Genomic DNA, 19189 nt, shown 5'->3' with positions numbered 1-19189 from the left:
GTCGTCACCGCGAGGCCGTGCGGCCGACGGCAAAGCTGTCGACGACACCTGTGCGCACGAGCGCGTCGACGACCACCTTGGCGAGCAGCCCGCCGAGGACGACCCCCGAGACCACCTGGATGGCCAGGCGCGTCCAGAACAGGTCGGTGCCGTACCAGCCGGACCTGAAGGCGCTGAAGAAGAACACCGCGAAGGCGCCCAGCCCACCGGACAGTGCGTAGGTGAACCACGAATAGCTCCGGTAGCGAGTCAGCGCGAAGGGCAGCTCGCTGCCCGCCCCCTGGATCGCTGCGGCGACGAAGAGCAACGGCCCGACGGCCGACCCGAGGAACACGACCTCGATGACCGAGGCGAGCACCTCGGCGACCACCCCGGCACCGGGGCGCTGGATGATCGCGACAGCGACGGGCGCGACGATCAGCCAGCCGCCGAGCAGCACGTGCTGGGTGAGGTCACCGAAGGGCCCGGTGACCGCGGCGAAGGCGATCCATCCCTGGACGAGCGCCCAGTACAAGAACCCGAAGACGACACCCAGCACGACGACGAGCATGAGCTCTTTCAGGCTCCAGGGCGCACGTCGCGAGCGGGCGGGGCGGTCCTGACGCACGTCCTGCGCGGCCTTGCCGGCCGCCTGCTCGGGGGTCATCGGGCAGCCTCGCCGTCGGTCTCGGTCTCGGTCTCGGTCTCGGTGGCGCCAGGCTGCGGGCTGCCGGCGGTCCTGGTGCCGTCGGTACCGTCGGCACCTCCGCGGAGGCTGGGGCTGTTGACGGAGAGCGTCACGTGGGTGGTCACGTGCTGGACCGTCCTCCCGACGCTCTGCCACGCACCGACCACCGTGGTGAGGATGTCGGCGACGTCCCCCGCGAGCCGGGTGACGTAGTGGTCGCTGCCGACGACGGTCCCGGCTGCGCGCGCCTGCTCGATCGCGGCGTAGATGTCACGCATGTGGTCCGGCGCCCCCGAGCCGGCGAGCGGCTGGTCGGCGAGCGGGTACAGCGCCCACTGGGCGACGGCCTCCACCCCCGTCGCCTCCAGGACGACCGAGGGTGCCGCCGGCAGCGCCCGACCCCCGGCCAGGTCGCAGGTGACCTCCCCGGGGCACCCGCGGGACAGCATGATGCTGGCTGACACGTGCTCCCCGCTGCGGCCGGCTGCTGCGACCAGGGCGGAGAGATACTCGGCGATCCGCTGCTCGGGTCCGGCGACCCGGGTGCTCACAGGGTCGGTCTCGACGGTCAGCCCGTCGGTCGGCGTCTGGGCCAGGGCACCGGTGATGATGCGGACGTAGTCCGAGCTCATCACCGAGAGGGTGACGCGCGCGCCGACACCCAGCTCGGCAGGCGTGGGGCTCGGCTGCTGGGCCGGGGTGGGTGCGGATGAGGTGCGGTGCGTGGTGGTGTGCACTGTCGTGCCCTTCTCGTCTCGAGGTGGGGCACGGGCGTCACCGACGCACGCCCGCTGCTGCAGGCGTGCGTGGGTGACGTAAGAGATGCCTCCCTGCGCTGGCATGATCCAGATCAGGTTCGACGGTCGAAGGTTGAGAACCTTCCTCTCAGCCCGGCTCACCGGACTCCCGTGTTCAGGCACCACCCTAGGGGGCACCGGGGCTCGCTGACCAGCCAGGCCGTGGGTCGAGACAGGCTCAGCCCGGCACAGCGTCAGGTCCTCGCGGCGTCGGCTCGGCACAGCGTCAGCCCCAGGGTGGACCCCGGCCCCTCCCGCGGGACCGCCCGCACGTGCGGGCACCGGCGCAGATCAGCCCGCGGGCTGATGCCCTGCGGTACGTGCCGACGGGAGGATCGTCACCATGACCTCCTCCCAGGCGACGAGCCGGCCCCGCATCCCCCGGCGCGGCGCCGCCGAGAGCGCGCCGCCTGCGCAGGTCGACGGACCGCCACGGCGGCGCACCCACGTGCGGGCCAACGCACCGCACGTGGTGCCCTTCGACACCGTGCGCGAGGTCGGCATCCCCGCGCGCTCCCTCGCGTCGTCCGGCACGCCGGCCGTGTCACCACCCGTCCCGTCGTCGGCCGAGCGGACCGCCACCCCCCAGGCGCGCCCGGCTGTCCGCGTCGTGCCGTCGCCACCTCCACCTCCCGCCCTTCCCGCCGCCGGACCGCCAGCCTCGTGGCCCCTGCCCGACGAGGAGTCCCCCGAGCACGCGGTGCGCAACCCACGACGCACAGCCCTCCTGGTCGCCGTCCCCGTGGCCGTCGTCGTCCTCGGTCTCGCAGCCGTCGCCCTCGGCGTCTCTGGCCGCTCCGACGCACCGCAGGGAGACGGCGCGGGCAGCGGCGCGGCCTCGGCGCCGCAGGACGGCGGCGTCGCGGAATCTCCGGCGACAGGTCTCGACCCCGAGCTCGAGCGGCGGTTCGCGCTGGCCGTCGAGGCCGCGGCCGCCGACGGGGTCACGCTCACGCTGACCTCCGGGTGGCGCTCCGCCGAGGACCAGGCCGCTCTCGTGGAGTCGGCCGTCGAGCGCTACGGCTCGCTCGAGGAGGCCCGGCGGTGGGTGCTGCCGCCGGGACGCTCTGCGCACGTCGCCGGTCGTGCGATCGACGTCGGCCCGACCGACGGCGCCCTGTGGCTCGAGCAGCACGGAGCCGACCTGGGCCTGTGCAGGGTCTACGCGAACGAGCTGTGGCACTTCGAGCCGGTGATCGAGCCGGGCGGCGCGTGCCCGGCTCTGCTCGACGACTCGTCGAGCGGGTGGGACGGGCTGGGCTGACCGGCGGGCGGTCAGGCGGGCAGTCAGGCGAGCACGCAGGCGGGCAGTCACAAAGAAGGAGCCACGGGCACGAGGGCGGTGCAAGACTGGGACCCCACGTCCCCCGTCGGAGCCCCCACCCGTGACCGTTGATCGTCCCCGTCCCCTCCTCCCGCTGGCCCAGACCGGCACGAGCGCCGGCGCCCGCCCCGCCGCCTCGGGCGATACCGAGACGCTGCGTGCCGACTGCTCACGCTGCGCTGGTCTGTGCTGCGTCGCCCTGCCCTTCGCGCGGTCGGCGGACTTCGCCTTCACCAAGGCGGCCGGCGACCCCTGCGGCAACCTCACGGAGGGCTTCGGCTGCGGCATCCACGCCCGGCTGCGCAGCTCGGGCATGCGCGGGTGCACGGTCTACGACTGCTTCGGGGCCGGGCAGCAGGTGGTGCAGGGCACCTACGCCGGGAAGACCTGGCGGGACGGTGCCCCCGCCGCCGAGATGTTCGAGGTGTTCCCGGTGGTCAAGAACCTCCACGAGCTGCTCTGGTACCTCACCGACGCGCTGTCCCACGAGGCTGCCGAGCCCGAGCATCCGGCCTTGCGCGCCGAGGTCACACGCACGGAGTCGCTGACCCGAGGGAAACCTGCCGAGCTGCTGGCGCTCGACGTCGACGCCGAGCGGCAGCGGGTCAACGCCGTCCTGCTCAGGGCGAGCGCCCTGGTGCGCGGCCAGGCACCCGGGAAGCCCCGAGACCACCGCGGAGCCGACCTCCTCGGAGCCAGGCTCCGCGGTGCGCGGCTGGCCGGGGCGCACCTGCGGGGCGCGTACCTCATCGGCGCTGACCTGCGCGGGGCAGACCTGCGCTGGGCCGACGTCATCGGTGCGGACCTGCGCGACGCAGACCTGCGCGGGGCGGACCTCTCGACCGCGCTGTTCCTCACCCAGGCTCAGGTGGGCTCTGCACGCGGCGACTCGGGCACCCAGCTCCCGGCCCGCCTCGACGAGCCCGACCACTGGACTACGTCCTGACCCAGGGGTCAGCGGCGCGCCGAGCCGGACGCCCGACGCCGGATGACGGATGCCGGATGCCGGATGCCCAGGGTGCGCGCGTGGACCGTGAGAGTGCGCTCTTCGACCGAACGAGCGCACGACAACCGCCCCGGCCCAGTCTGGCCCGGCTGAGCAGCCCCCTCCCCTGAGGGGCGTCAACCCGTGTCTCGACCGACCAGCACCGCCGATCTGCGGCAACTACTAAAACGTTATCAATAACGTTTGACACGACGCCGTCGCGCTTGCCAGACTCAACTCCACGCACCCCTGAGGGGCACCACGACAGGTCTCGACGACGACGACCGAGCAGCAGACGACGACTGTCCGCTGCACCTGTGGCACCACCGGGGAGCACGGCCGACCAGGACGCGGGACACCCGCACCCGGCGGTCACCAGCGGTCGGCCTCGTGCGAGGCCCCGTCCACCGTGCAGCTCAACGAAGAGGATGAGTCTCATGAAACTACGGAAGATCCTGGCGATCTCAGCGGCCATGGCTGTGGGTGCCGGAGCTCTCGGTGCCTGCGGAGGCGACGACTCCGGTTCCGGGTCCGACGACTCGAGCATGACGTTCTGGCACAACTCGACCACCGGCGAGGGCAAGGCCTACTGGGAGAGCACCGTCGCCGACTTCGAGGCCGCCAACCCGGGCGTGACCATCTCGATCCAGGCGATCCAGAACGAAGACATGGACGGCAAGCTCCAGACCGCCCTCAACTCCGGTGACGCGCCCGACATCTTCATGGCACGCGGCGGCGGCAAGCTGGCCGACGTGGTCGAGGCCGGACAGGTCAAGGACATCTCCGACGCGATCGACGACACCACCCGGGCCGCCCTCGGCGACGCCGCGCTCAACGCCTTCAGCGTCGACGGGAAGATCTACGGCATGCCGACGGCGATCCTCCCCGGAGGCGTCTACTACAGCCAGGACCTCTTCGACCAGGCCGGCATCACGGCAGCACCGACCACCATGGACGAGCTCGACACCGCGGTGAGCGCACTCAAGACCGCGGGGATCTCACCCGTCGCCCTGGGCGGCAAGGACGCGTGGCCCGCCGCTCACTGGTACTACTTCTTCGCGCTGCGCGAGTGCTCGCAGCAGACCATCGAAGACGCCGCCAAGTCCAAGAGCTTCGACGACCCGTGCTGGCTCGCCGCCGGTGAAGACCTCCAGGCCTTCGCCGACACCGAGCCCTTCAACGACGGGTTCCTCACCACGACGGCGCAGCAGGGTGCTGGCTCCTCGGCCGGTCTCATCGCCAACCACCTCGCGGGCATGGAGCTCATGGGCGCCTGGAACCCCGGGGTCATCGCCAGCCTGACGCCCGACGAGAAGCCCCTCGCCGACCTCGCCTGGTTCCCGTTCCCGGCGGTCGACGGCGGAGACGGCGACCCCGGCGCCATGATGGGCGGCGTCGACGGCTTCTCGTGCTCCGTGGACGCCCCGGACGCGTGCACGGACTTCCTCAACTTCTTCATGCAGAAGGAGTACCAGGAGGGCTACGCCAACGCCTTCCACACCCTCCCGGCCAGCAAGGACGCCCAGGGCGTCGTGAGCGAGCCCGCGCTCCAGTCCATCCTGACCGCGTACAACGAGGCACCGTACGTCACGGTCTGGATGGACACCCTCTTCGGCCAGAACGTCGGCAACGCGCTCAACAGCGGGGTCGTCGACCTGCTCGCCGGCAAGGGTGACCCTGCAGGCATCGTCCAGGCCGTCGCCGACGCAGCGGCCAAGGGGTAGTCGACCACCATGAGCGAATCCTCGGACAAGGACGTCCTGACTTCGAGGACCTCGCCCGGCGCGATCGCGACGGTGGGGGACGAGCGTCCCTCGTCCCCCACCGTCCGGCCCGCTCAGCGGCGACGTCCCGACTGGCGCAAGCGGCTCGAGATCCTCCTCCTGTCGGGCCCCGCCATCTTCATGTTCCTGGCCTTCGTCATCTTCCCCGTGGTGATGGCCGCCTACTACGGGTTCTTCAGGTGGAAGGGCTACGGGGCCCCGACAGACTTCGTCGGTCTGGACAACTACCTCATCATCTTCAAGGACAGCGCCTTCCACGAGGCGCTCATGCACAACGGCTTCATCCTCGTGATGTCGCTCGTGCTCCAGGGCCCTGCTGCCGTGGCGCTCGCGCTGCTGCTCAACCAGAACATGCGCGGACGCTCACTCGTGCGGGTGCTGATCTTCGTGCCCTACGTCATCTCCGAGGTGATCGTCGGGACCGGCTGGAGCCTCATGCTCCAGACCAACGGCGCCGTCAACGGCATGCTCGTCAAGATGGGCCTGCCCGGCTGGACCGTCGACTGGTTGTCCGACCCCAAGGTCGCCATCTGGTCGCTCATGGTGATCATCACCTGGAAGTACGTCGGCTTCGCCGTGATCCTCTTCCTCGCAGGCCTGCAGAGCATCCCCACCGAGCTCTTCGAGGCGTCCGCGATCGACGGCGCGACCTACTGGAAGACCCAGCGCTACATCACCCTCCCGCTGCTCGGCCCGACCATCCGCATCTGGGCCTTCTTGTCGATCATCGGGTCGCTCCAGCTCTTCGACCTCGTCTACATCGTCTGGGGCCAGTACGTCGCGTCGACCGCAGGGACGTCGACCATGGCCACCTACATGGTCACCAACGGCCGCATGGCCGGGAACTACGGCTTCGGCAACGCCGTCGCGGTCGTGCTCTTCTTCATCTCGCTCGCCATCGCGCTCGTGTACCAGCGCTTCGTGCTCCGCCGCGACACCGAGGGTGCGCTCACAGAAGGGAAGAAGTGATGACCACCATCGCAGCCCGACGGTCCGTCGCCCCCGTGCGACCCCGAAAGCACTCGACGATCGACAGCGCGAGTCCGACCACCTACCTCATCGCGCTCGTCTTCGTGACGGTCTGCATCGCGCCGGTGCTCTACATCATCCTCGGCGGTTTCAGGACGAACGCGCAGATCACCACAGACCCCGCGGGCTTCCCGAGCCCGTGGCAGCTCGGCAACTACGCCGACGTGCTGTCGAACTCCATCTTCTGGCGGCAGGTGGGCAACTCGGCGATCAGCGCGATCTTCACGACAGTCGGCGTCGTCGTCCTCGGCGTCATGGCCAGCTACGTCATCGCGCGGTACACGTTCAAGGGGCGCGGGGCGATGTACTCGCTCTTCGCCGCTGGTCTCATGTTCCCGATGACCGTGGCCATCACGCCGTTGTACATCCTCATCAAGAACCTCGGGCTGATGAACAGCCTCGCGGGGATCATCCTGCCGCAGATCGCCTTCGCGCTGCCCACGACCATCATCATCCTCGTGCCCTTCCTGCGGGCGATCCCCAAGGAGCTCGAGGAGGCCGCCGCGATCGACGGGACGAGCCGCCTCGGCTTCTTCTTCCGCATGGTCGTCCCGCTCTCGGTCCCCGGTGTCGTGACGACAGGGATCCTCGCCTTCATCGGCAGCTGGAACAGCTACATGCTCCCGCTGTTCATCCTCAACGACGAGTCCACCTACACGCTGCCGCTGGGCGTGCAGGCCTTCGCCTCGCAGTACTCCGTCGACACGGCGAAGGTCTTGGCCTTCACCTCGCTGTCGATGATCCCTGCACTGGTGTTCTTCTCGCTGTTCGAGCGCCGGATCGTCGGCGGCCTCACCGGAGCGGTCAAGGGCTGAGGCCCTCGACGCCCACCGCACGTCCCCAGATCAAGGAGAAGTCCCGTGCCCGATCCCTCCCCCACGCTCCCCGAGGTCTCCGAGCAGGTCCGCGCGCTCCACGCCCGGATGACCCTCGAGGAGAAGCTCGCCCAGCTCGTGGGCTACTGGCTCGACCAGAGCGGCACCGTCGCACCGATGCAGTCCGAGATGGCCTCGGGCCAGAAGGACCCCGGTCGGCTCGCGGAGATCACCGAGCACGGGCTCGGGCACTACACGCGGGTCTACGGCACCCGCCCGGTCGACCCTGTCGAGCGGGCGGGGTGGTTGTGGTCGGAGCAGCGGCGGCTCCAGAAGGAGACCCGCCTCGGCATCCCCGCCCTCGTCCACGAGGAGTGCCTGACGGGTCTGGCCGCCTGGAAGGCCGCGACCTTCCCGACACCGTTGGCCTGGGGGGCGTCCTTCGACCCTGATCTCGTCCACGAGATGGCCCGGCTCATCGGCACCTCGATGCGCCAGCTGGGGATCCACCAGGGCCTGGCCCCTGTCCTCGACGTCGTGCGCGACCCGCGCTGGGGACGGGTCGACGAGTGCATCGCCGAAGACCCGTACCTCGTGGGGACCGTGGGCACGGCCTACGTGCGCGGCCTGCAGGACGCCGGCGTGCACGCGACCCTCAAGCACTTCGTCGGGTACTCGGCCTCGACCGCGGGGCGCAACCACGCCCCCGTGAGCGCCGGGCCTCGGGAGATCGCCGACGTCTTCCTCCCGCCCTTCGAGATGGCCGTCCTCGACGGCCGGGCCCGGTCGGTCATGAACTCCTACACCGACATCGACGGGGTCCCCGTCGCGTCGACCCCCGCCTACCTCACCGAGATCCTGCGGGAGCGCTGGGGATTCGACGGCGTGGTCGTCGCCGACTACTTCGCTGTCGCCTTCCTCGAGGTCATGCACGCCGTCGCGGCCGACAGGGGCGAGGCCGCGGCCCTCGCGCTCCAGGCCGGCATCGACATCGAGCTGCCGACCGGCGACGCGTACCTCGAGCCGCTCGCGGCGAAGGTGCGTGACGGCTCGCTCGACGAGGCCTTCGTCGACAGGGCCGTGCTGCGGGCTCTGGCGCAGAAGGACGACCTCGGTCTCCTCGACCCCGCGGCCTTCGACGACGGGCCGCCCGAGGAGATCGACCTGGACTCTCCGGCGCACCAGGACGTCGCCAGGCGCCTGGCCGAGGAGTCGGTCGTGCTGCTGTCCAACGACGGTGTGCTGCCGCTGCTCCGCGACGGGGCCGCGCCGGCGCGGGTCGCTGTCGTGGGGCCGAACGCGCACCGGGCAGAGGCCCTCATGGGGTGCTACTCCTTCGCCAACCACGTGCTCGCCCACCACCCCGGGCTGCCGCTCGGGTTCGACATCCCGACGGTCTTCGAGGGGCTGGCGGCGGCCTTCGACGCGAGCCGCGTCGAGCCGCCGGAGCTGCGCTTCGTGGAGGGCTGCTCGGCCGAGGGCGACGACACGTCGGGCTTCGCCGAGGCCGTGTCCGCGGTCGAGTCCTCCGACGTCGCCGTGGTCGTGGTGGGCGACGACGCCGGGCTGTTCGGTCGCGGGACCGTGGGCGAGGGCAACGACACGGAGTCGCTCGAGCTGCCGGGGGTCCAGCGCCGGCTGGTCGACGCGCTGCTCGCCACGGGCACGCCCGTCGTCCTCGTCCTGCTCACAGGTCGTCCCTACGCCGTCGGCTGGGCCCTCGACGGACCCGACGGCACCGGGGGGCGTGACGGCGCGGGTCCGCGCCCGTCCGCCGTGGTGCAGGCGTTCTTCCCCGGCGAGGGTGGAGGACTGGCCCTGGCAGACGTCCTCGTCGGCCGGGTCAACCCCTCCGGACGCCTGCCCGTGTCCATGCCACGGGCCGCCGGGGCCCAGCCGTACTCCTACCTGCACCCGCGGCTCGGCGGGCCCTCCGACGTCACGTCGACAGACCCCACACCGGTCCGGCCCTTCGGCTTCGGGCTCTCGTACACGACCTTCGAGTACACAGACCTCGAGGTCAGCCCCTCGGTCGTGGCCGGCGAGCCGTTCACGGCGGCAGTCACCGTGACCAACACCGGGACGGTGGCCGGGGTCGACGTCGTGCAGCTCTACGGGCACGACGTCGTCGGGTCGGTCGCCCGCCCGCTCGTCCAGCTGCTCGGCTATGCACGGACCGACCTCGAGCCTGGAGAGTCCCGCCGGCTCGAGCTCACGGTGCCCACAGCACGCCTGGCCTTCTCCGACCGGAGGATGGTCCGTGTGGTCGAGCCCGGCGACGTCGAGGTCTGGTTCGGGGCGCACTCGGCCGCCTCACGCCGGGCGACCAGCACCGGCGACTCGACAGGCGGCGCCATCACGAACGTCCGGGCGACCGGCACCACCGAGCTCCCCGGCGCGGCGACGGACCGGCACAGGCTGACGGTCACGGGAGAGGTGCACGAGGTCACCCCGGCCGACGCCCGGCTCGTGAGCGTGCGGGTCGTCGGATGAGCGACGTGCCTCAGACGCGCCCGGCACGGCCGCTGGCCAGGGTGCAACCCTCGGGCCGGAGGCCTGCGACGCAGGCTCGCCGGCACGGCACGGCCGTGATCGGGGCTACGATCCGCCTATGAAGAGCCGGGTCACGATCGTCGACGTCGCCGAGGCCGCAGGGGTCTCCGTCGCCACGGTCTCCAAGGTCGTCAACGAGAGGTACGGCGTCGCTGCAGCGACCCAGGTCCGCGTCCAGGGGGTGATCGAGACGCTGGGCTACGAGTCCAGCCTCGTCGCGCGCAGCATGCGGGCGCACAAGACGCACGTGATCGGCGTGCTGGTCGCCGAGTTCGAGCCGTTCAGCGCGGAGATCCTCAAGGGCGCCGCCTCGGCCCTCGCCGAGACCGACTACGAGCTGCTCGCCTACACGGGCGCGCAGCGCAGCCGGCGCGAGGGATGGGAGCGTCGCTACCTGTCCAGGCTCAGCGGGACGCTCATCGACGGCGCGCTGCTCGTGACCCCGACGGTGAGCGATGCGAGCACCTCGGTCCCCGTGGTCGCGATCGACCCGCACACAGGACCCCTCGGCCTGCCGACCGTCGACTCGGACAACGTCACCGGGGCTCGCGCCGCGACCGAGCACCTCGTCGCCCTCGGGCACCGCCGGATCGCCTTCGTGGCCGGGCGCTCCGACCTCGCGTCGTCGGCCCTGCGCGAGAAGGGCTTCCGCGACGCCATGGCCGAGGCCGGGCTCGCCGTCGACCCTGACCTCGTCCGCGTCGGGGAGTACTCCAAGGAGTCAGCACGCGCGGCGGCCACCGAGCTGCTGACGCTGCCGGCACCGCCGACCGCGATCTTCGCGGCCAACGACCTGTCCGCCCTCGAGACGATCAAGGTCGCGCACGAGCGCGGGCTCGACGTCCCCGGGGACCTGTCGGTGGTCGGATTCGACGACATCCCCGAGTCCACGGGCGGCATCCCGCCGCTGACCACGGTCCACCAGCCGATCCAGGAGATGGGCGCCGCGGCGACCCGGCTGCTCGTGGCGCTGATGAACGGCACCCCTGTCGACAGCACCTACGTCACGCTGCCGACGTCGCTCGTCGTCCGGGGGACGACGCGGAAGCTGGGCTGAGGGCGGCTCGGCTGTCCGGCGCCGAGCTGGTGCCCCCGCAGGGGTTCGAACCCTGACTGTGCCGATTTTAAGTCGGCTGCCTCTGCCAGTTGGGCTACGGGGGCCACGCTGCCCGGCCGGTCACGACCTGCAGGGCAGGCATCGGACGATACAACACCGGGCGCCGCGACGGGGGCAGACAGACCGGAGCCGGCTGGAGACGCCTAGAGACGACGACGGGGACGCACCGTCACGGTGCGTCCCCGTCGGGGTGGGGTGCTCTGCCTCAGCAGAGCACCCCATGAGGCGTCGTCAGGACTTCGACGCGTCCTCGGTGTTGTTGGTCTCGGTCGGAGCCATCGGGGTGGTCTTCGCGGCCTCGGCCGGAGCCTCCTTCGGCTTGGCCGGCACGGAGACCGCGCGGAACTCGGCGCGCGGGTCGTGGATCGAGCCGAGGGAGACGACCTCGCGGCGCAGGAAGTACGTCCCGAACCAGTTGGTGAGGATGCGGATCTTGCGGCTCGCGGTCGGCATCGCGGCGACGTGGTACGCGCGGTGCATGACCCAGGCCGGGAAGCCCTTGAGCTTGATCGAGCCGAAGAGGATCGCGACACCCTTGTGCAGACCGAGCGAGGCGACGGTGCCGAGGTTCTTGTGCTTGTACTCGGTGACCGGGCCCGACTTCAGCGACTGGAAGAGGTTGTCGGCCATGACCTTCGCCTCACGGATCGCGTGCTGGGCGTTCGGCGGGCAGAACTTGCCGGGGTTGTAGAGGTCGGGGACCGCGGCGCAGTCACCGGCGCCCCAGGCACCCTCGACGACGTTGCCGTCCTCGTCCGCGACCTGGAGGGTCGGCAGGACCATGAGGCGGCCCATCTTGTCGAGCGGCAGGTCCGAGGTGCCGAGCACCGGGTTGGCCTTGACACCAGCGGTCCAGACGATGGTCTCGGAGTCGAACTCGACACCCGTCGAGGTGACGACGTGGCCGTCGACGCACGAGCTGAGGAAGGTCGAGAGGTGGAACTCGATGCCGCGCTTCTTCATCTCGGCGAGGGCGTAGTTGGCCATCTCGAGGGTGAGCTCGGGGAGGATGCGGTCCGTGCCCTCGATCATGACGAAGCGGATGTCGTCCTGCGAGACGCCCGGGAGGTTCTTGGCGGCCGCACGGGCCATGTCCTCGGTCTCGGCGAGCGCCTCGATGCCGGCGAAGCCACCACCGATGAAGGTGAAGGTGAGCATGCGGCGGCGGAGCTCGGGGTCCCAGGTGGAGGACGCGAGGTTGATGCGGTTGAGGATGTGGTTGCGGAGCGCCACGGCCTCTTCGACGTTCTTGAAGCCGATGCCCTGCTCCGCGAGTCCCGGGATCGGGAGCGTGCGGGCGACCGAGCCGAGACCGACGATGAGGTGGTCGTAGGTGATCGAGTACACGTCGCCCTCTTCGGGGGTGATCTCGATCGTGCGGTTGCCGTGGTCGATGTTCGTGACCTTGCCCTGGAGCGTGTCGACGTGCTTGAGCGCGCGGCGGTGCGGCGCGACGACGTCACGGTCCTGGATCGATCCGGCCGCGACCTCGGGGAGGAACGGCGCGTAGGTCATGTACGGGCGAGGGTCGACGACGACGATCGCAGCCTCGCGGCGCCCGAGGCGCTTGCGGAGGCGACGGGCGGAGTAGAGGCCGACCGATCCACCACCGAGCACGACGATGCGCGGAACCTTGCGCGGCTTGGGCGCGCGTGCAGGTTCCGTCGACGATGAGGAGGACGCACTAGCCGGGGTCACGTCAGTCTGAGCCATACAGCCATGATATTCGCGGGGCTTTGGTCCGCGAACCCGGAACGCAGTGATCCGCGGCACAGAAGCTCTCACATCTCGCGCACACAGCGTCCACCTGCGACGACGAGAGGTACGCCAGCGGCGAACCTCCCGCCCGGGCTCACCCCTGGGCGACGCTCCAGGCGATCCCGTCGAGGATGTCGTGCTCGCTCGTGACGACCTCGGTGAGCTCTCCCCCGGCGGCGGCGACCTCGTCGCGCACACGGCGGACGACCTCGGACCACACCAGGGCCCCGGCAGCGATGACGTCGACACGGCCCGGGTGCATGAAGCCGAGGGCGGCGCGTTCGTCGCGGGTCTTGGACAGGAGGTCGTCGCAGGCCGCGAGGGTCTGCTCGACTGTCAGCACAGACCCGTTGATGCGGTCACGGTCGTAGCGCTCGAGCCCGAGGGCGTGCGCTGTCACCGTCGTGACGGTGCCTGCGAGGCCGACCAGGGTCCCGGTCTGGCCGAGCGGGACGGCGAGGGCAGCGGCGTCGAGTGCAGCCCTGACGTCGCTGCGGGCGGCGGCGACCTGCTCTGCGGTCGGCGGGTCGAGCGTGAGGTGGCGCTCGGTCATGCGGACGCAGCCGACGTCCATCGACCGCGCGGCGTCGGGGGCGTCGGTGCCGAGGACCACCTCGGTCGAGCCGCCACCGAGGTCGACCACGAGGTAGGGCGCCGTGTGGCCTGCTCCGAGGACGCTCGTCGCCCCGCGGAAGCTGAGCTCGGCCTCTTCGTCGCCCGAGATGACCTCGGGCTCGACGCCGATCGCCGCGAGGACCCCGTCCACGAAGTCTTGGCGGTTCTCGGCGTCGCGGGACGCCGACGTCGCGACGAAGCGCACGCGCTCTGCGCCGAGCTCGTGGCACGTCTGCGCGTAGCGGCGGGTGGCCTCGAGGGTGCGCTCGAGCGCCTCGGGTGCCAGCCTCCCGGTCTTGTCGACGCCCTGACCGAGCCGGACGACCTCCATCTCGCGGACCAGGTCCGTGAGGGTGCCGGCCTCGACGTCGACGTCGGCGACGAGCAGGCGGATCGAGTTGGTGCCGCAGTCGATCGCGGCGACGCGACGGGTGCCCGGGGCGGGCGCCTGTGCCGCTGTCGAGGCGTCGGGCGAAGAGGGGGTGGTGTGTGCAGCCGAGGTCATGAGACCTAGCCTGCCACCTCCCGCCGACACCCGCGGACCCGACCGGTCTGCTCCTGTCAGCAGGTGCAGCGGTCCTGTCGCCAGGTGTGCGCGATGAGCCCGAGCGCCTCGTCGCCGAGGGGGTTCACGCCAGGTCCGGCGGCGAGGGCGTGCCCGACGAGCACGTGCAGGCACTTGACGCGGGTGGGCATGCCGCCTGCGGAGATCCCGGCGATCTCCTCGACGTGACCGAGCTCTTCGCGCTGGGCGAGGTAGTGCTCGTGGGCGGCGCGGTACGCGGCGGCGAGCTCCTCGTCCTCGAGCAGGCGCTCGGACATCTCCTTCATCACGCCGTTCGCCTCGAGCGTGCTCGCGGCCGCGACGGCGCCCGGGCTCGTGAGGTAGTACGTGGTCGGGAACGGGGTCCCGTCGTCGAGCCTCGGCGCTGTGCGCACGACGAGCGGGCGCCCGCAGACGCAGCGGGCAGCGATGCCGACGACCCCGCGGGGCACGCGTCCGAGCTGCTCGGCGAGGACCTCGAGGTCACGCTCGGTGACGGCTGTCGGGTCTGGGACGACGGCGTTTGCCGGCTCGGTCACGGGGCGTTCCTTCGTTCGGGTGGGCTTCGATCGCGCGGACCATTGTCTCCCGGATCCCCCGCTGCCCCGAACCAGGAGGTCAGCCGGTCTGCCCGGCCACCCCGACGGAGTCCCAGACCGTGGAGTACCAGGGCTGGTCCTCGACGAGACCCGAGGTGACGGCGCCGTCCTCGACGGCGCCCTGGGTCTCGGCGGGCACGGGTTCCTCGACGGACTCGGGGTCGACGACCCTGTAGGCCTGCTCCCCCGGGAACACGAAGGTCAGCCGCTCGCGCGCCTGGGCGATCACGAACCTGTCGTCCTGCCAGCGGCTGAGCTCGTTGGTCGCGTCGGCGTTCTGCTCCTGGATCTGCGCGAGCTGCGACCTCAGCTCTTCGTTGGCAGAGCGCTGCTTGAAGAACTGCAGCGCTGTCGGCAGCGTGAGGATGAACCCCATGAGCGCGACCAAGATGATGACGGCCGACCGCACCGTGAAGATGCGCACCCAGCCGCGGGGCTTCGCGACGGGCGCGGGTCCGCTCTGACGGACGGGCGCTGGTCGTACGGCACGGGACGATCCTGTCGTGCCGCCTCGGGGAGCGGAGCTCCCGCGGGGCGCTGGGGCGCTGCGCGGGGTGGGGGCGCTGCGCGGGGCCGACCGCGGAGCGGCCCCGGCGGTCCGACCCGTCGGCCGCGGGACCGAGGGGACGTCCCCGGTCCGTGACGACGTCGGGCGAGCGGCCTTCCGACCCGATCCCGGGCTCGCGGCACCGTCAGGACGGGGCGCGGGAGGGCGGGAGGAGTGAGGCACAGGGCAATCCTGCCCCGTCGGCCCGGAGGACGCGGCGTGCGACTCGCCAGCCTCCACATCCCTCACACACCCCGCGCCCCGTCCGGGCGGCGCACGCGGTCAGGTGCGCCACGCGGTCACGCGGTGCTGGCGGCGTACCGCGCGGGGTCCACGTCGAAGGCAGGCCCGCAACCTGCGCAGCGGGCGGGGGCTCGCCTCCGGGGAGCTCATCGCGTGGTGACGCTCCGGAACCCGCGCAGGCGCAGGCTGTTGCCCACGACGAAGACGCTCGAGAGCGCCATCGCAGCCCCTGCGAGCATCGGGTTGAGCATGCCGAGCGCCGCGACGGGGATCGCCGCGACGTTGTAGGCGAAGGCCCAGAACAGGTTGGTCTTGATCGTCCGGAGCGTCGCGCGGGACAGCCGGATGGCATCGACGGCGCTGCGCAGGTCGCCACGCACCAGCGTGATGTCGGAGGCCTCGATCGCGACGTCCGCTCCGGTGCCCATCGCCAGGCCGAGGTCCGCCTGCGCGAGCGCCGGGGCGTCGTTGACGCCGTCGCCGATCATCGCGACGACCCTCCCCTCGGACTGCAGGCGGGTGACGACGTCGACCTTGTCCTTCGGGAGGACCTCGGCGATCACCTCGTCGATGCCCACCTCCGCGGCGATCTGCCGGGCGACGGCCTCGTTGTCCCCGGTGAGGAGCACGGGGGTCAGACCGAGCGCCTTGAGCTGGGCGACGGCCTCGGCGCTCGTCGGCTTGACGGTGTCGGCGACCACGAGGACACCGCGTGCCTGCCCGTCCCAGCCGACAGCGACGACGGTCTTCCCCTCGCCCTCGGCCTGGGTCTTGGCAGCGACCAGCGCAGGGCTGAGCTCCTGGGACCACTCGGCGAGCAAAGACTGGCGACCGACGAGGACGGCGCGGCCGTCCACGACACCCTGGACCCCCTTGCCCTCGACGTTCGCGAAGTCCTCGGGGACCGCGAGCGCCCCGACCTCCTGCCTCGCACCCTGGGCGACAGCCTGCGCGATCGGGTGCTCGGAGGCGTCTTCGAGCGAGCCGGCGAGCCGCAGCAGCTCGGCGCGGTCTGTCCCGGGCTCGACCACGACGTCGACGAGGGTCATCTTCCCTGTCGTGACCGTCCCGGTCTTGTCCAGGACGACGGTGTCGATCGCGCGGGTCGACTCGAGCACCTCCGGGCCCTTGATGAGAACGCCCATCTGCGCACCCCGGCCTGTGCCGACCAGGAGCGCCGTCGGCGTCGCGAGCCCGAGCGCGCAGGGGCAGGCGATGACCAGGACCGCGACCGCAGCCGTGAAGGCCGCGCTCACGGGGAAGCCTGCGCCCAGCCACCCGCCGAGCGCTGCGGCGGCGATCACGATGACGATCGGCACGAACACACCGGAGATCCTGTCGGCCAGGCGCTGGACCTCGGCCTTGCCGGTCTGGGCGTCCTCGACGAGACGGGCCATCTGCGCGAGCTGGGTGTCTGACCCGATGCGGGTCGCGCGGACCACGAGGCGTCCACCGGCGTTGGTCGTCGCGCCGGTGACGGCGTCCCCTGCCGAGACCTCGACAGGGACCGACTCACCCGTGAGCATCGACTCGTCCACGGCGGACGTCCCGGACACCACGACACCGTCCGTGGCGATCTTCTCGCCCGGCCGCACCACGAACTCGTCGCCCGCAGCGAGGTCCTCGACCGGGATCTTCGTCTCGACGCCGCCGCGCAGCACCGAGACCTCTTTGGCGCCGAGCTCGAGCAGCGCGCGCAGGGCCGCCCCGGCCTGCTTCTTGGAACGCTTCTCGAAGTACCGACCGGCGAGGATGAACATCGTGACGCCGGCACCCACCTCGAGGTAGATGTTCGCCGCACCGTCGGACGGTGCGAGCGTGAGCTCGAAGGGGTGCGTCATGCCCGGGGTGCCCGCGGTGCCGAAGAACAGCGCGTACAGCGACCACAAGAACGCGGCGGAGGTACCCACCGAGATGAGCGTGTCCATGGTCGCGGTGCCGTGCCGGAGGTTCGCCCACGCGGCCTTGTGGAACGGCCACGCCGCCCACACGATCACCGGGGAGGCGAGGACGAGCGAGGCCCACTGCCAGGAGGTGAACTGCCAGGCCGGGACCATGGCCATCGCGATGACGGGCACCGTCAGCACGACAGCACCGATCAGCCGGTGGCGCAGCGAGACCAGCTCAGGGTCTTCGCCGTCTGCGGTCGGACCGTCCGTGCTCCCGCCCACGGGGGCGGGCAGAGCAGCGCCGTACCCGGTCTTCTCGACCTCGGCGATCAGCATCGCCGGGTCGAACCCGTCCGGGACCGTCACCCGGGCCTTCTCGGTCGCGTAGTTCACGGTCGCGACGACGCCGTCGAGCTTGTTGAGCTTCTTCTCGATCCGCATGGCGCAGGAGGCACAGGTCATCCCGCTGATCTCCAGCACGATGCCGGCGGTCACGCCCGGAGGGGCAGTCGTGCTCATGTCAGTTCCTTCTCTCGGCTGGTGGGAGTGGGTCCGACCTCTCGGTCAGTGCTCCTCCGGGTGCGGTCCGCTCTCGGGTCCCGCGGGGTCGGCGCCGGGAGCGGCGTCGAGCACGAGCTCGGCGGTGCGGACCTGACCGTCGACCTGGAAGTCCAGGTACAGCAGGTACCGGCCCGCGGTCGGGGTCTGGGCCGCGAAGGCGATCTCCGGCCCGGCTGTCTGACCGGGCTCCGGGTCGCCGCCCTCGGCGTGGACGTGCAGATAGGCGAGGTCGCCGTCGCGCAGCGCGACGAGGTGGCCGAAGGCCCCCAGGTACGGCTCGAGGGCGACGACAGGCTCGCCGTCCCTGGTGACGGTGAAGGTGAGCTCGCTGGCCTCCCCCGCGACCAGCTCGCCGTCGACGGTCACGGTGAAGCCGTCCACCTGGTCGCTCCGGGCCGGCTGCGGGACTACTGGGTCCAGGTCCCCGGCGACCTGGACCGTGCGAGACAGCGTGAGGGACTCCTCGGCACCGGCTGGCGTGACGTCGGCGTACACGCGGTAGCTCCCGGCTGCTGCCCACTCCCAGGGCGTCGACCAGGTCCCGGTGGTCTCGTCCAGCTCGGGGTGGACGTGGCGGAACTGGCTGCCGTCGGCCCGCACCACGATCAGGTGCAGGTCCTTCTCGTGCGCTGTCGTGTACTGCCTGACCGGCGCCCCCGAGGTGTCCCGGACCTGGAATCTCAGCTCCCCGGCCTCACCGACCTGCGTCGGTGCGTCGATCGACGAGAGCTCGTACCCGGCGGCGCCGAGCGCGAGGCCCGCGAGCCCGCTGTCCGCAGGTCCGGTCCCTGTGGTCTCTGTCGTCACGGCGCTCTCGGCTCCGTGGTCTTGTCCGTGCTCGTCCATCTCGTCCCCTCCGGTCCAGCTGTCGACGGTGCTCTCGGGTACGACCGCCCCGGCGACGCCGTAGGCGCCACCGAAGGTCAGCACAATCCCGAGGCCGTAGAGACTCAGTCGCGCCCAGGTCTTCATGCGGACCGCACGGCCGAGTAGCCGGCCTCGTCGACGGCTGCCAGGACCTGTGCGTCGTCGAACGCTCCGGAGCCCGTCACGACGAGCCGACCCGTCGCGGCGCTCACCTGGATGTCGTCGACCCCGGCGACCGCGCCGACCTCCTCGCGGACCGAGAGCTCGCAGTGTCCGCAGGTCATGCCGCTCACCTGGTACTCCTTCGTGGCCATGACGGACCGTCCTCTCATGCGTCTAGATACCCCCACGGGGTACCTCGTCCCCTGGAACGTATACCCCGTTGGGGTATTCCACAAGGCTAATTCGAGAGATGTCACGTCCGCCGCACCACCCTGCCATCGATACCCCTACGGGGTACCTCAATCGAGCCGCCTGACGCGCTCGTCAGCCCGT

At 71.2% G+C, this 19189-nt stretch carries 16 protein-coding genes, 1 tRNA gene and 1 riboswitch; of the genes, 7 read left to right on the top strand and 10 right to left on the bottom strand.

The genetic code is table 11. The features are described from left to right. Positions 1-4: 4 nt before the first annotated feature. Both SANBI_RS03915 and SANBI_RS03910 read right to left on the bottom strand, forming a co-directional pair. Positions 5-646 (bottom strand): ECF transporter S component, encoded by a 642-nt coding sequence (locus SANBI_RS03915; RefSeq protein ID WP_319159120.1) that lies wholly within the window; start codon positions 644-646, stop codon positions 5-7. Then, on the bottom strand, positions 643-1509 hold the full coding sequence (locus tag SANBI_RS03910) for a YkoF family thiamine/hydroxymethylpyrimidine-binding protein (RefSeq protein WP_319159118.1): 867 nt from the start codon (positions 1507-1509) through the stop codon (positions 643-645). Before SANBI_RS03910 ends, SANBI_RS03915 begins: the two co-directional genes overlap by 4 nt. After that, a riboswitch (TPP riboswitch) is annotated at positions 1478-1578 on the bottom strand. It overlaps the preceding gene by 32 nt. Positions 1579-1807: 229 nt before the next feature. Here SANBI_RS03910 and SANBI_RS03905 point away from each other — a divergent pair. The 7 genes from SANBI_RS03905 to SANBI_RS03875 all read left to right on the top strand — a co-directional run bounded on the left by SANBI_RS03905 (position 1808) and on the right by SANBI_RS03875 (position 11011). Continuing rightward, complete coding sequence (locus SANBI_RS03905) at positions 1808-2728, top strand: M15 family metallopeptidase (RefSeq protein WP_319159116.1); 921 nt, start codon at positions 1808-1810, stop codon at positions 2726-2728. A 121-nt stretch (positions 2729-2849) separates the two neighbouring features. Beyond that, the gene (locus SANBI_RS03900; RefSeq protein ID WP_319159114.1) at positions 2850-3734 is read left to right on the top strand and encodes a pentapeptide repeat-containing protein; all 885 of its coding nucleotides are present in this window, start codon (positions 2850-2852) and stop codon (positions 3732-3734) included. Positions 3735-4210: 476 nt separating this feature from the next. Beyond that, a complete protein-coding gene (locus SANBI_RS03895; RefSeq protein WP_319159112.1) occupies positions 4211-5497 on the top strand; it encodes an extracellular solute-binding protein in 1287 nt (428 codons plus the stop codon). A 9-nt stretch (positions 5498-5506) separates the two neighbouring features. Beyond that, positions 5507-6526: a carbohydrate ABC transporter permease gene (locus tag SANBI_RS03890; protein WP_082544199.1), complete on the top strand. Its 1020-nt coding sequence runs from the start codon at positions 5507-5509 to the stop codon at positions 6524-6526. After that, positions 6526-7401: a carbohydrate ABC transporter permease gene (locus SANBI_RS03885; protein WP_319159108.1), complete on the top strand. Its 876-nt coding sequence runs from the start codon at positions 6526-6528 to the stop codon at positions 7399-7401. Before SANBI_RS03890 ends, SANBI_RS03885 begins: the two co-directional genes overlap by 1 nt. Positions 7402-7446: 45 nt before the next feature. After that, entirely contained in the window at positions 7447-9894 is a 2448-nt protein-coding gene (locus tag SANBI_RS03880) for a beta-xylosidase/alpha-l-arabinosidase (RefSeq protein ID WP_319159105.1), read from the top strand. Between the two features lie 118 nt (positions 9895-10012). Continuing rightward, positions 10013-11011, top strand: coding sequence for a LacI family DNA-binding transcriptional regulator (locus SANBI_RS03875; protein WP_319159103.1), 999 nt, complete (start codon positions 10013-10015; stop codon positions 11009-11011). Positions 11012-11038: 27 nt separating this feature from the next. On the opposite strand, the gene SANBI_RS03870 is transcribed toward SANBI_RS03875, so the two are convergent. The 8 genes from SANBI_RS03870 to SANBI_RS03835 form a co-directional block, all read right to left on the bottom strand. Then, positions 11039-11115: transfer RNA gene (locus SANBI_RS03870), tRNA-Leu, on the bottom strand. A gap of 187 nt (positions 11116-11302) precedes the next feature. After that, positions 11303-12784 carry an NAD(P)/FAD-dependent oxidoreductase gene (locus tag SANBI_RS03865; protein WP_319159100.1) on the bottom strand — a complete coding sequence of 494 codons (1482 nt, stop codon included), beginning with the start codon at positions 12782-12784 and terminating at the stop codon, positions 11303-11305. 139 nt (positions 12785-12923) lie between these two features. Beyond that, the gene (locus SANBI_RS03860; RefSeq protein ID WP_319159097.1) at positions 12924-13949 is read right to left on the bottom strand and encodes a Ppx/GppA phosphatase family protein; all 1026 of its coding nucleotides are present in this window, start codon (positions 13947-13949) and stop codon (positions 12924-12926) included. 56 nt (positions 13950-14005) lie between these two features. Then, complete coding sequence (locus SANBI_RS03855; protein WP_319159094.1) at positions 14006-14527, bottom strand: DUF501 domain-containing protein; 522 nt, start codon at positions 14525-14527, stop codon at positions 14006-14008. A 79-nt stretch (positions 14528-14606) separates the two neighbouring features. After that, positions 14607-14963, bottom strand: coding sequence for an FtsB family cell division protein (locus SANBI_RS03850; RefSeq protein ID WP_156382886.1), 357 nt, complete (start codon positions 14961-14963; stop codon positions 14607-14609). A gap of 560 nt (positions 14964-15523) precedes the next feature. Beyond that, positions 15524-17785 (bottom strand): heavy metal translocating P-type ATPase, encoded by a 2262-nt coding sequence (locus SANBI_RS03845; RefSeq protein WP_319159089.1) that lies wholly within the window; start codon positions 17783-17785, stop codon positions 15524-15526. 45 nt (positions 17786-17830) lie between these two features. Beyond that, positions 17831-18799: a heavy-metal-associated domain-containing protein gene (locus SANBI_RS03840; RefSeq protein WP_319159087.1), complete on the bottom strand. Its 969-nt coding sequence runs from the start codon at positions 18797-18799 to the stop codon at positions 17831-17833. Next, on the bottom strand, positions 18796-19008 hold the full coding sequence (locus SANBI_RS03835) for a heavy-metal-associated domain-containing protein (RefSeq protein ID WP_319159085.1): 213 nt from the start codon (positions 19006-19008) through the stop codon (positions 18796-18798). The genes SANBI_RS03840 and SANBI_RS03835 overlap by 4 nt, the downstream gene beginning before the upstream one ends. Positions 19009-19189 lie beyond the last annotated feature (181 nt).

The organism is Sanguibacter biliveldensis (assembly GCF_033798665.1).
GTDB classification, from domain to species: domain Bacteria; phylum Actinomycetota; class Actinomycetes; order Actinomycetales; family Cellulomonadaceae; genus Sanguibacter; species Sanguibacter inulinus.
Note: the sequence above shows the minus strand (reverse complement) of the source record. Positions and strands in the feature narration are given on the sequence as shown.